At 74.6% G+C, this 10,981-nt stretch carries 14 protein-coding genes; 5 read left to right on the forward strand and 9 right to left on the reverse strand.

What is annotated here, in order from left to right; translation table 11 throughout:
• Positions 1-3 precede the first annotated feature (3 nt).
• Both IEY37_RS07090 and sigE read right to left on the reverse strand, forming a co-directional pair.
• The gene (locus tag IEY37_RS07090; RefSeq protein WP_188940765.1) at positions 4-513 is read right to left on the reverse strand and encodes an anti-sigma factor family protein; all 510 of its coding nucleotides are present in this window, start codon (positions 511-513) and stop codon (positions 4-6) included.
• A complete protein-coding gene (sigE, locus tag IEY37_RS07095) occupies positions 510-1,154 on the reverse strand; it encodes an RNA polymerase sigma factor SigE (protein WP_373298270.1) in 645 nt (214 codons plus the stop codon). Before sigE ends, IEY37_RS07090 begins: the two co-directional genes overlap by 4 nt.
• Positions 1,155-1,500: 346 nt before the next feature.
• On the opposite strand from sigE, the gene IEY37_RS07100 reads away from it, so the two are divergent.
• Positions 1,501-2,124: an O-methyltransferase gene (locus IEY37_RS07100; protein ID WP_188940767.1), complete on the forward strand. Its 624-nt coding sequence runs from the start codon at positions 1,501-1,503 to the stop codon at positions 2,122-2,124.
• Here IEY37_RS07100 and IEY37_RS07105 read toward each other — a convergent pair.
• The gene (locus IEY37_RS07105) at positions 2,111-2,503 is read right to left on the reverse strand and encodes a hypothetical protein (protein ID WP_188940889.1); all 393 of its coding nucleotides are present in this window, start codon (positions 2,501-2,503) and stop codon (positions 2,111-2,113) included. The two genes, IEY37_RS07100 and IEY37_RS07105, sit on opposite strands and share 14 nt — an antisense overlap.
• Before the next feature lie 28 nt (positions 2,504-2,531).
• On the opposite strand from IEY37_RS07105, the gene IEY37_RS07110 reads away from it, so the two are divergent.
• On the forward strand, positions 2,532-2,993 hold the full coding sequence (locus tag IEY37_RS07110) for a D-alanyl-D-alanine carboxypeptidase family protein (protein WP_229674043.1): 462 nt from the start codon (positions 2,532-2,534) through the stop codon (positions 2,991-2,993).
• A 59-nt stretch (positions 2,994-3,052) separates the two neighbouring features.
• Here the strand turns inward: IEY37_RS07110 and glgC are convergent, their stop codons facing one another.
• Positions 3,053-4,279: a glucose-1-phosphate adenylyltransferase gene (gene glgC, locus IEY37_RS07115; RefSeq protein WP_188940768.1), complete on the reverse strand. Its 1,227-nt coding sequence runs from the start codon at positions 4,277-4,279 to the stop codon at positions 3,053-3,055.
• 90 nt (positions 4,280-4,369) lie between these two features.
• Here glgC and glgA point away from each other — a divergent pair, with 90 nt between their 5' ends.
• Positions 4,370-5,527, forward strand: coding sequence for a glycogen synthase (gene glgA, locus IEY37_RS07120; protein WP_188940769.1), 1,158 nt, complete (start codon positions 4,370-4,372; stop codon positions 5,525-5,527).
• Positions 5,528-5,732: 205 nt separating this feature from the next.
• Here glgA and IEY37_RS07125 read toward each other — a convergent pair whose 3' ends face one another.
• The gene (locus IEY37_RS07125) at positions 5,733-5,900 is read right to left on the reverse strand and encodes a DUF3117 domain-containing protein (RefSeq protein WP_188940770.1); all 168 of its coding nucleotides are present in this window, start codon (positions 5,898-5,900) and stop codon (positions 5,733-5,735) included.
• Positions 5,901-6,312: 412 nt separating this feature from the next.
• On the opposite strand from IEY37_RS07125, the gene IEY37_RS07130 reads away from it, so the two are divergent.
• Both IEY37_RS07130 and IEY37_RS07135 read left to right on the forward strand, forming a co-directional pair.
• The gene (locus IEY37_RS07130; RefSeq protein ID WP_229674045.1) at positions 6,313-7,089 is read left to right on the forward strand and encodes an enoyl-CoA hydratase/isomerase family protein; all 777 of its coding nucleotides are present in this window, start codon (positions 6,313-6,315) and stop codon (positions 7,087-7,089) included.
• Between the two features lie 324 nt (positions 7,090-7,413).
• Complete coding sequence (locus IEY37_RS07135; RefSeq protein ID WP_188940772.1) at positions 7,414-7,935, forward strand: DUF6191 domain-containing protein; 522 nt, start codon at positions 7,414-7,416, stop codon at positions 7,933-7,935.
• Positions 7,936-8,209: 274 nt separating this feature from the next.
• Here the strand turns inward: IEY37_RS07135 and IEY37_RS07140 are convergent, their stop codons facing one another.
• The 4 genes from IEY37_RS07140 to IEY37_RS07155 all read right to left on the reverse strand — a co-directional run.
• Entirely contained in the window at positions 8,210-8,818 is a 609-nt protein-coding gene (locus IEY37_RS07140) for a DNA-3-methyladenine glycosylase I (RefSeq protein WP_308426366.1), read from the reverse strand.
• Positions 8,815-9,444: an SRPBCC family protein gene (locus tag IEY37_RS07145; RefSeq protein ID WP_188940773.1), complete on the reverse strand. Its 630-nt coding sequence runs from the start codon at positions 9,442-9,444 to the stop codon at positions 8,815-8,817. Before IEY37_RS07145 ends, IEY37_RS07140 begins: the two co-directional genes overlap by 4 nt.
• Positions 9,441-9,908, reverse strand: coding sequence for a DivIVA domain-containing protein (locus tag IEY37_RS07150; RefSeq protein WP_188940774.1), 468 nt, complete (start codon positions 9,906-9,908; stop codon positions 9,441-9,443). The genes IEY37_RS07145 and IEY37_RS07150 overlap by 4 nt, the downstream gene beginning before the upstream one ends.
• Positions 9,905-10,981: RecB family exonuclease (locus tag IEY37_RS07155; RefSeq protein ID WP_229674046.1), on the reverse strand; the 1,077-nt coding region annotated here is incomplete at its 5' end. The genes IEY37_RS07155 and IEY37_RS07150, both read right to left, overlap by 4 nt.

Here is a 10,981-nt window from a genome sequence, read left to right on the forward strand (position 1 = left end):
CGGTCACCGGCCCGAGACGATCGGGACACCGATGGGCTGGCGTCCGGGCACACCGCTCGTCTGCACGGTGTCGGGTCCCATCCACGGTGTCGGCGCGGGCGGCGGGTCCCCGGCCGAGGCGGCCACCACCGCACCGAAGGCCAGACCGGCCACCAGCGCACCGGCGCCCAGCCGGAACCGGCGCCCGTGTCCGGCATCGCCCGCCGGCACCGCGGCCGCCGCCGGGCGGGCCAGCCGGCCGGCGGCGTCGACGCCGACCCCGGGCACGGATCGGGTGGCCGGGACGGCGACCGGGATGGACGCCAGCGACTCGAACAGGCCGCTCGGCATCTGCGGCAACGCGGCCCGGCGCAGGCGCTGTTGCGCGGACGTCTGCTCCGCGACCTCGGCGGCACAGGACGGGCAGTGCGAGACGTGCGCCGCCGCCCGTTGGAAAGCCGTGAGGCTCAACTCCCCGTCGACGTACGCGACGATGGCGTCGAGCCCCAGGTGATCCTCGAAGATCCCACTCACGGCATCACCGCCCGAAGCCCCTTCAACGGCGTGATCCGCGCCCGGACGGGCCGCGGTTCGACCTGACGCTCCGTCGGCGGTGTCGCGCGCCTGCGCTCCAGGCCGGCGCGCAGCGCCTGGCGGCCGCGGTGGATGCGGGACCGCACCGTTCCGAGCTTGACCCCGAGGGTCGCGCCGATCTCCTCGTACGACAGGCCCTCCACGTCGCACAGTACGACGGCGGCGCGGAATTCGGGCAGCAGCTCGTCCAGTGCGGCCTGCAGGTCGGGGTCCAGGTTGGCATCCTGGTAGGCCTGCTCGGGCGTCGGCTCGCTGCCCACGATCCGGTCGGACTCGTCGGGCAGCGCCTCCATCCGGATCCGCTGCCGGCGGCGGACCGTGTCGAGGAAGACGTTCGTGGTGATGCGGTGCAGCCAGCCCTCGAAGGACCCCGGCTTGAAGCTGGCGAGCGACCGGAAGACGCGGATGAAGGTCTCCTGGGTGATGTCCTCGGCGTCATGGGTGTTGCCGGACAACCGGTAGGCCAGCCGGTAGACCCGGTCCCCGTGCTCGCGGACGATGTCCTCCCACGCGGGCGCCGTCCATTCGGCGGCGACGGTGTGCTCCTCCGGGACACCGGACGGAGCGGGCAGGATGGGCAGCGCACTCACCTCTCTCGACAGGCCTGGAACGCGGGACGATCGACGCTTGTTCCGCGGTGGCGCCGGTGCCGGCCGATCCCGCCGCCGGAGCGGCAGGATGCAGGCGGTCCGCGAGGTGGGCGTGGCCCTCGGTCCACCGGTCCCCCGCAGGGTCCCGGCGCGGTCAGTGTCGCGGCGCCGGGTGTGAGCGGTCTGTGAGTGCGGCGGGACGCGGCTGCGTCCGGGCCGCGGTCCCGGGGCGGCGGACTGTCGGCCGCGGGTCACGGTGTCGGCGGCGGGCCTGTCGGCCGGCGGTCCCGGCGACCGGTACCGTGCCCGCTGTGCGCGCCGGCAGAAGGACATCGGGATGAGCATGAGCGGGTCGTTCGCCGACTTCTTCGTCCCGGAGACCGAGGTGGTGCTCTCCGCCCGGAGCCGGTCCGCGGACCTCGGCGTCGCGCCGGTCAGCACCGGGACGGGAGCCGCACTGACGTTCCTGGCCGCCGTGCTGCAGGCCCGCAGCGTCGTGGAGATCGGTACCGGCACTGGGGTCAGCGGGTTGCACCTGCTGGCCGGCATGCGCCCGGACGGCGTCCTCACCTCCATCGACATCGAGGGTGAGTACCACCGGGTCGCCCGTGAGCACTTCGCGCAGGCCGGTGTCGCCCCCGGCCGCGCCCGGCTGATCAACGGGCGCGCGCTGGACGTGCTGCCCCGGCTCACCGACGGCGCCTACGACCTGGTGCTCATCGACGGCGACCGCGCCGAGTACCCCGACCACGTCCCGCAGGCCGTCCGGCTGCTGCGGTCCGGCGGCGTGCTGGCGGTCGCCGGTGCACTGCACGGTGACAAGGTTGCCGATCCGACGCAGCGGGACGCGGCCACGGTCGCCGTCCGCGAGGCGGTGCGCGCCGTCCGGGACGACGAGAGCCTGGTGACCGTCCTGCTGCCGATCGGCGACGGGCTGCTCGCGGCCGTCAAGCGCGGGTGACCGCGGTCCGTCGCACGGGCTGGCGGGTCGGGCTGCTGGCTGCGGCCCTGGCGGTGGCACCGGCCGTGGTGGGGTGCTCGAGTGGCGACGCCGCCGTCGTCTCGACCACCGTGACGACGACCGTGTCCACGCCGTCGTCCGGCACGGCCTCGACCACCGAGCCGGCCGCCGGAGGTTCTCGGTCCTCGGTCGCCGTGCCGCCGTTGACCGGTACCGACAGGACCTCGGCAGGGACGCCGGCACCGTCCGCCCCCCGGACGCCCACCGCGGCGGCCGGCGGCTCGGCCGCACCCGGGTCGACGACCGCGAGGGCCGATACCGCCACGACCACGCCGTCCCGGCCCAGCCCGCCGGGGACGCGCACCGCCGCGCCGGGCACGTCGACGGCTCGGCCGACGGCGACGCTGGTGGTGCTGCCCGCGGACCAGCCGGACGTCCCCGGGCCGGACGACGGGCCCGCCTGCTCGGTCGACCCGCAGTACTCCGACGAGGCACCGACCGGGCTGCGGCCGGCGGTGCAGGCGGCCTGGCGGTCCGCCCGCTCGCAGGCGGCCCGGCAGCGGATCACCCTGTGCCTGAACGACGGGAAGCGCAGCCGCGCACAGCAACTCGCGCTGTTCGACGACTACGTCCGCCAGTACGGCAGCGAGGAGATCGCCCGGCAGTACGTGCTGCCACCCGGCAAGTCCGCGCACGTGTCGGGCTACGCCGTCGACGTGCAGCCCGCGTCGGCTTACCGCTGGCTGCAGGCCACGACCGGCCGGCTCGGCTGGTGCCGCATCTACGACAACGAGCCGTGGCACTTCGAGTACGCGGCCCGGTACCGCAGCACCGGCTGCCCGCCGCGGCTGCCCGAGCCGGAGGGCTGAGCGGGCCTTACGCCCGTACCGGGACCGACGGCCCGGTGTGGGCGCGGTGTCGGAGCCGGTCAGCGACCGTTGACCGTGATGCCCTTGCCGATCACGGTGATCCCCGCCGGGGTCACGGTGTACTGGGCGCGGTCCGCCTCGAGGTCGATGCCGACCATCGCCCCGTCGGGCACGACGACGTTCTTGTCGAGGATCGCGTTGCGGACGATGGCGTTCCGACCGACCCGGACACCCGGCATCAGCACGGACCCCTCCACCGAGCTGCCCAGTTGCACCCGGACGTTGTCCGACACCACGGACCGCCGGACGGTGGCGCCGGCGATGATCGTCCCCGGCCCGATCATCGAGTCCAGCGCCATGCCGTTCTCGACGAACTTGGCCGGGGGCAGCGTCGGCGGCAACGAGATGATCGGCCAGTGCGAGTTGTACAGGTTGAAGATCGGGTGGATCGACACCAGGTCCATGTGTGCGTCGTGGTAGGCGTCGAGCGTGCCCACGTCGCGCCAGTAGCCCGCGTCGCGCTCCGTCGCCCCCGGCACCTGGTTGCGGTTGAAGTCGTAGACGTTCGCCGTCCCGCGGTCGACGAAGTACGGGATGATGTTGCCGCCCATGTCGTGCATGGAGTTCTCGTCCGCGGCGTCGGCCTTCAGGGCGTCGATCAGGGCCTTGGTGGTGAACACGTAGTTGCCCATCGAGGCGTAGGCGACGTCCGGGTCGTCCGGCACCGCCGGCGGATCGGCCGGCTTCTCCAGGAACCGGCTGATCCTGAGCCCGTCGTCGCCGGTCTCGATCACCCCGAACGCCGTCGCCTCGTGCCGCGGCACCCGGATGCCGGCGACCGAGGCCTCCGCGCCGGATGCGATGTGGTCGGACACCATCTGCGAGATGTCCATCCGGTAGATGTGGTCGGCGCCGAACACGACCAGGTAGTCGGGATTGTCGTCGTAGACCAGGTTCAGCGACTGCAGGATGGCGTCGGCGCTGCCGGTGTACCAGCGCGGGCCGAGCCGCTGCTGGGCCGGGACCGGCGTCACGAAGTTGCCGAGCATCTGGCTCATCCGCCAGGTCGTGGTGATGTGCCGGTCGAGCGAGTGGGACTTGTACTGGGTCAGCACGCAGATCCGCAGGTACCCGGAGTTGACGAGGTTCGACAGCACGAAGTCGATCAGCCGGAAATTGCCGCCGAAGGGCACCGCGGGCTTCGCCCGGTCGGCCGTCAACGGCCACAGCCGTTTCCCCTCGCCGCCGGCCAGAACGATCCCGAGCACCCTGGGCTTGACGACCATGAACCGCACACTATCCCCCGGTCAGCACGGCCGCGCGGCGGGGAACCGCTCGCCGCGCAGCGCCTCTGGGGCGCCGTTAAGGTGACCGCTGTGCGCACCGCCATCCTGACCCGAGAGTTCCCCCCGGACATCTACGGCGGGGCCGGCGTCCACGTCGACTACCTGGTGCGGGAGCTGCGCACGCTGATCGACGTCGAGGTGCACGCGTTCGGCGAGGACCGCCCGGGGGCCCGCGGACACCGCCCGGCAGCAGAACTGGCCGGGGCCAACGCGGCGCTGACGACGCTGTCGGTGGACCTGTCGATGGTGGCCGCGCTCGGGTCCGAGGACATCGACGTCGCGCACTCGCACACCTGGTACGCCAACATGGCGGGCCACCTGGCGAAGATCCTCTACGACGTCCCGCACGTGGTGACGGCCCACTCGCTGGAACCGCGGCGGCCGTGGAAGGCCGAGCAGCTCGGCGGCGGGTACCGGTTGTCGTCGTGGGCGGAGAAGACCGCCTACGACGCCGCGGACGCGGTGATCGCCGTGTCGGACGGCATGCGCACCGACGTCCTCGACTGCTACCCCGAGCTGGACCCGGCCAAGGTGCACGTGATCCGCAACGGCATCGACACCGACATCTACCGGCCCTCGGACGAGCGGTCGCTGCTGGTCGACAAGGGCGTCGACCTGGACGCGCCGATCGCGTCCTTCGTCGGCCGCATCACCCGACAGAAGGGCGTCGGGCATCTCATCGCCGCAGCGCACCGGTTCGACCCGGGCGTGCAGCTGGTCCTGTGCGCCGGGGCGCCGGACACCCCGGAGATCGCGGCGGAGACCGCCGCGGCCATCGCCGAGCTGCAGCAGGCCAGGCCGGGCGTCTTCTGGTTCGACGGCATGCTGACCCTGGACCAGGTCAAGCAGGTGCTCACCGCCTCGACGGTGTTCTGCTGCCCGTCGGTGTACGAGCCGCTGGGCATCGTGAACCTGGAGGCCATGGCCTGTGGTGCGCCGGTGGTGGCCAGCGACGTCGGCGGCATCCCCGAGGTGGTGGACGACGGCGTCACCGGGCGGCTGGTGCACTACGACGCCGACCGGCCCCGCGAGTTCGAGGAGGAGTTCGCCGCCGCCGTGAACGCGACGGTGGCCGACCCGGACGGCGCGCGGGCCGCCGGTCGGGCCGGGCGGGAACGGGCGGTGACGAGCTTCTCGTGGACCGCGGTCGCCGAGCAGACCGTGGAGCTGTACCGGTCGCTGCGCTGAGGCGCTGCCCGGCGCCGCGAGCGCGAGGACGGATGCGACGGCGGGAGCCGGCCACCAGCAGGGTCGGACCGTCGCTGGCCGGGGCTGCACGCCCCCGCGGGACGGGGCCGGCCGACCTGCGGACACACGACCGCCCGGAGCCGTCTGGTGGACGGACTCCGGGCGGAGGTCGTGCCGGTCGATCACCCGGCGGTGCAGCGTGCCGTCAGGACACGACGGCCTTCAACGCCTCGCCGAGGGTGGCCGCTTCGTCCGCGGAGATCTCCACGACGAGCCGTCCCCCGCCTTCCAGCGGGACGCGCATCACGATCCCGCGGCCCTCCTTCGTCACCTCCAGGGGACCGTCCCCGGTGCGGGGCTTCATGGCCGCCATGTACGAACTCCCTCCGAAATCCGGCATCGCCGCCGGTGCCGCCGACGGGGCGGGTGGCTGCGTGCGACTCGCCGGCGACCGGTCATCAGTGCTCCGGTCGCCGACCCGCAAGGACAGCGGTCCTCCTATTCTCCCCCATCGAGCGACCTGCACCGACACCAGGTGCACAGCGCTCCGCGACCTGGCGGACCGGCCGGCCGGGCCGCACCCGAGCAGAACGGGAGTCGCCGTGGGCACACCGCCGCCGTCAAACACCGAAGGGCCGGAACGCGGCGACGCCCCCGGCCGCAGCGGCGCGACGGACCCGACCTCCGCCGGGAGCGCCTCCGCGCCGGTCGGTGAGGGCCGGCCGGACGGTCGGCTCCGCGCCGGGCACGCGGCTGCGGACCCCGTCGGCGATGATTCGCCCGACGTGGTCGCGACCACCGACGGTGCCGTCCGCACCATCCGGATCGATCGACCTCGAGCGGGGAACGCCCTGACCCTGGCGACCAAGGACCTGCTGCTCGGCGAGCTCCAGCGGGCCGCCGCCGACCCGGCCGTGCGCGCCGTGGTGCTGACGGGGACAGGACGGGCGTTCTGCGCCGGCCAGGACCTGCGCGAGCATGCGGCGCTGCTCGCGGCCGGCGACCCCCGGGTGTCGTCGACGGTCCGCGACTTCTACAACGCGGCCATCCTGACGATCACCGGCATGCGCAAGCCGGTGGTGGCCGTCGTCAACGGCGTCACCGCCGGCGCCGGTCTGGGTTTCGCGTGCGCGTGCGACCTGCGGGTGGCCGGACGGTCGGCGACGTTCACCGCCGCTTTCGCCGGCGTCGCGCTGGCCGCGGACAGCGGCGTCTCGTTCCTGCTGCCCCGGCTGGTGGGGTCGGGCCGCGCCAGCCGGATGTTGCTGCTCGGTGAGCGCTGGGACGCCGACCAGGCGCTGGCCGCCGGGCTGGTCGACGCGGTGGTCGACGACGCCGACCTGGCGGACGAGGGACGTCGCCTCGCGACGCGGCTCGCCGAAGGCCCGACCGAGGCGTTCGCCTGGATCAAGGCGTCGCTGCACCACGCCGCGAGCACCGACCTGGCGTCGGCGCTGTCCTTCGAGGAGGCGGCGCAGGGCGCGCTGTTCCGGGGCGAGGACCACCGCGACGCCGTGGCCGCCTTCCTGGCCAAGCAGCGGCCGACCTACCGGGGCCGCTGACCCCTCGGTCGTGCACCGTCGGCCGCACGGTGTCGGGCGCGGGTGCCGGGCGCGCGTGGCGGGCGCGCGTGGCGGATGCGGGCGGCGGGCGCGGGTGGCGGACGCGGGTGGCGGACGCGGGTGTCGGGCGCGGGTGTCGGGCGCGGGTGTCGGTGACGAGGGACATCGGTATCGGACCGCCGGGCCTGTCGGCGCGCGGCGATCCCCCGGGCCGGCCGGCGGCGGAGTGAATGTGCTGCTGCCGCGCCCGCCGCCCGGTGCGGACCTGGCCGGCTGCCGGCTCCAGCGCCGTCCTGGACAGCCCCGCTCGCGTAGCCTGAGCCGGTGGGTCCGCTGGGTGAACTGGGTGCGCTCTTCAACCCTGGCATGCGCCACGAGATGGAAGAGCGCCGGTCCAAGGCCATGCGTCGCGAGGAGGAGGGCAACGCCCGCGACGGGGACCTGCGGATCGACCTGGAGTCGGGCGTCGCGGTGATCAACAGTCCCGGGGGGCGGGATGCCGCCGCGGACGACCAGCACCGGTCGGCGGCCGGCATGGACACCGGCGCGGACACCACCGACCCCGCCGCGGCCCTCCCGCCGTCCGCGAGTTCGGCGGACACCGCGGGCGAGCTGCAGGCTCCGGAGGAGGTCGAGTCCGGGTCGGCGACCGCCCGCAGCGGTACCGACCGTTCGCCCGGTTCCGCCGCCCAGCGGCCGAACGCGGCCCCGGCCGACCGCCGGAGCGCGGCGGCGCAGCGCCGGGAGCAGCGAGCGGCGAGCCGCGACCCGCAGCAGCGCCGCGCGGTCCCGGAGCCGGCCACGTCGACCGGCCGGCCCAGCACCAAGGCCGGACGCGGCCGCTGAGGCCAGGCGCGGCCGGGTCGTTGCTCCGCAGCGGCTATGGCGCGGACGGTGCACCTGCGGACCTCCCGCGCGCGGGCGGCAAGCCAGCTGGGGTGCTCGACGCCTGAGGGGTCCGTCCGCCCGGGTCGGTGCCCTGCTGTGCGGAGCTGGATACAGCCGCTGTCGCAGCTGCCGAGGCCCCCGTCGCGGCTCCCGCGGCGGTCGTCCCGCGTACCGCTCCCGGAGCGTGCGAACCGCACTGGCTGCAGAACGGTCCGAGGACCGGCCGGTGGTCTCAGCCGGTCGCCCGCCAGCAGTCCGCGAGGTGGTCGTCGACCATGCCGGTCGCCTGCATCAGTGCGTAGGCGGTCGTCGGACCGACGAACCGGAACCCCCGGCGCTTGAGTTCCTTGGCCATCGCGACCGATTCGAAGCTCTGCGACGGCACGTCGCCGAGTTCTCGTGGTCGCGCTCGTGGAGCCAGCGGACGGAAACTCCACAGCAGCGCGTCGAGACCCTCCGGGACGGCGAGCGCGGCCCGGGCGTTGGCGATGGCCGCGTCGATCTTGGCCCGATTGCGGACAATGCCGGCGTCGGCGAGCAGGCGGTCGACGTCCGCCGGTCCGTAGCCGGCGACCGTCGCCAGGTCGAAGCCGGCGAAAGCGGCGCGGAACGCCGGCCGCTTGCGCAGGATCGTAAGCCACGACAGGCCGGACTGGAACGCCTCCAGGGTCAGCCGCTCGAACAACGCGGCGTCGCCGTGCAGCGGCGATCCCCACTCCTCGTCGTGGTACCGGACGTAGTCCGGTGTCGACAGGGCCCAGGCGCAGCGCGGTCGCCCGTCGCCGGCCGGGTTCACCGGCGCCGCATCGTCGGCGACGACGCCGGCCGGCCGTTCGCTCACCGCACCGCCTCCGACCCGGAGGCCTCCGATCCGTCCCCGGTGGCTGTCCCCGGCGCGCCCGCGACACCGGTCCCGGCCGCGGAGCCATCGCTGCCGGTCGAGCCGGCGCCGGTTCCCGTCGTGCCGGTGGCGCCCGGATCGGTCGTCCCGGCGGGCCGGTGCTCGGGCCGGAGGGGCAGCGTCCCGCCGGTCACGCCGGCGGCAAGGGTCCGCAGGGATCGGCCGAGCCCCCAGCGGAACGCGGGCCGCAGGACCAGCCAGCCGATCCCGCCGAGGAGCCCCAGCGGTAGCTCGAGGTCCTCGATCCAGACGGCGCGGGCACCTGCGGCGGCGGGACGGACCTCGAAGATTCCCCGTCCCTTGATCAGCCCGCCGTCGTGCCGGGTCTCCCACCGGCGCGGCGGGTCGAAGACGGTGACCTGCATGGTGTCCAGGACCCCCATGCCGCCGATGCCGGTCAACGCGGCCAGGCGGGAACCGACGGCCGGCACGGGGGCGTCTCCGGCGAGCGGGTAGAGCCGGGTGAGCAGCATCCAGCGTTCCTGCGACGGCAGGTCGACCATCGCCTGGAACACCGACTCGACCGGCGCGGCGATGTCGAGGCCGACTTCGAGGCGGGCCTTCATCGCCGGTCCTCCCGGGCCGGGCCCGGGCCCGCCGGACCGAAGGATCCCGCGGCCGCCGGGCTCTGCTCCCGGTCCGGTGACATCGCGAGGGTGTCGGCCGACCCGGCGTCGTAGAGGTCCGCAGCGGGCGGTCCGGCCGAGGCGTCGATGTCGTCCGCGAGACTCCGATCGGGGAGGGGCTGGCCACGCAGGCGGGCGTTGTCCCGTTCCAACTCATCGATGCGGTCGCCGACACGGTCGAGCACCCAGTCCACGTCGCTCATCCGGTAGCCCCGCAGGGCGAGCGAGAACTTGACCGACCGCACGTCGTCCGCGCCGATGCCCTCTCCGGGCAACTGAGCCGGCGACGTCCGCGGACTCAGCGGCGCCATCTGCTCCCCGCGGCCGAACACCAGGACGGCGAGCACGAAGACCACCGCACCGATCACCGCCGCGATGACCAGGTACTCGAGGAGGGTGATCACGAGGTCGATGGTGCCACGGCAGCACCGTCCTTCCGGCTCGGTCCGTCGTCGGGCAGGTCGAACAGCCCGTAGGGGTCGTCGGATTCGGGCGGCTCGTCCGGCAGCGGGACCGGCTCGTCCGCGTCGACGTCCGCGAGGATCGCCGCCGGCGGTCCCGACGGCCCGGGGTCGTGGCCGTCCGGTGTCCCGCCCGCCTGGCGTTGGGGACCGGCGCCACGGCCCCGACCCGGACCATGGCGGCCGGCTCGGCGCGACGCAGTGGCGGACGCCGGCGGGTCGTCACCGGGGCCGGCGACCGACCGGTGCACCAGGTCGGCGAGCCCGTCGGCGTCCAGAAGGTCGGCCGGGCTGATCGTGACCCCGGCCCGGACGTGGACGAAGGCGGCGCGGACCCGGTCCAGCGGCAGGCCGAGCAACGCCGCCGCGGCCAGTCGGTAGGTCGCGAGCTGCACCGCGGCGACGTCGAGGTCCGCCCCGGACGGCGGCGGTCCCGTCTTCCAGTCCACCACCGTCACACCGCCGTCCGGGTCGGCGAACACCGCATCCATCCGGCCCCGGACGGTCAGCCCGGCGACGGCGGTGGTGAACGGCAGCTCGATGTGGGTGGGTTGCCGGTCCGCCCACGGGGAGCGCAGGAACGCGTCGCGGAGCTCCTGCAACCCCGGCTCGGCGGCGACACCCTCGTCAGCGGCCCCGGGAAGATCTGCCACGTCGAGCAGCGGCGCTCCGGCGTACCGGCGCTCGAGCCAGGCGTGGAACGCGGTACCGCGGCGCGCGTGCTCGGACGGCGGCGCCGGGACCGGCCGGCGTAGCCGCCGGGCGAGACTGCGCGGGTCGGCGGCCAGGTCGACCAGCGCGCTCACCGACAGCCCTGCGGGCAGGGTGAGGTCGACCTCGGTGGACCGGGCCCGCTCCCGTTCGGCGAGCAGGAGAGCGACGTCCCGCGTCCACCCCCGCTCGTCGGCAGCGTCCGCACCGGAGCCGGTCGGCGCCGGGTCCGCGCCCGCCGCCCGCCGTCGCAGGGCAGCGCGCACCAGGTCCGCGCCGTCCTCCACGGCGGTACGGCGACCACC

This window comes from Nakamurella endophytica (assembly GCF_014646215.1).
GTDB lineage: Bacteria > Actinomycetota > Actinomycetes > Mycobacteriales > Nakamurellaceae > Nakamurella > Nakamurella endophytica.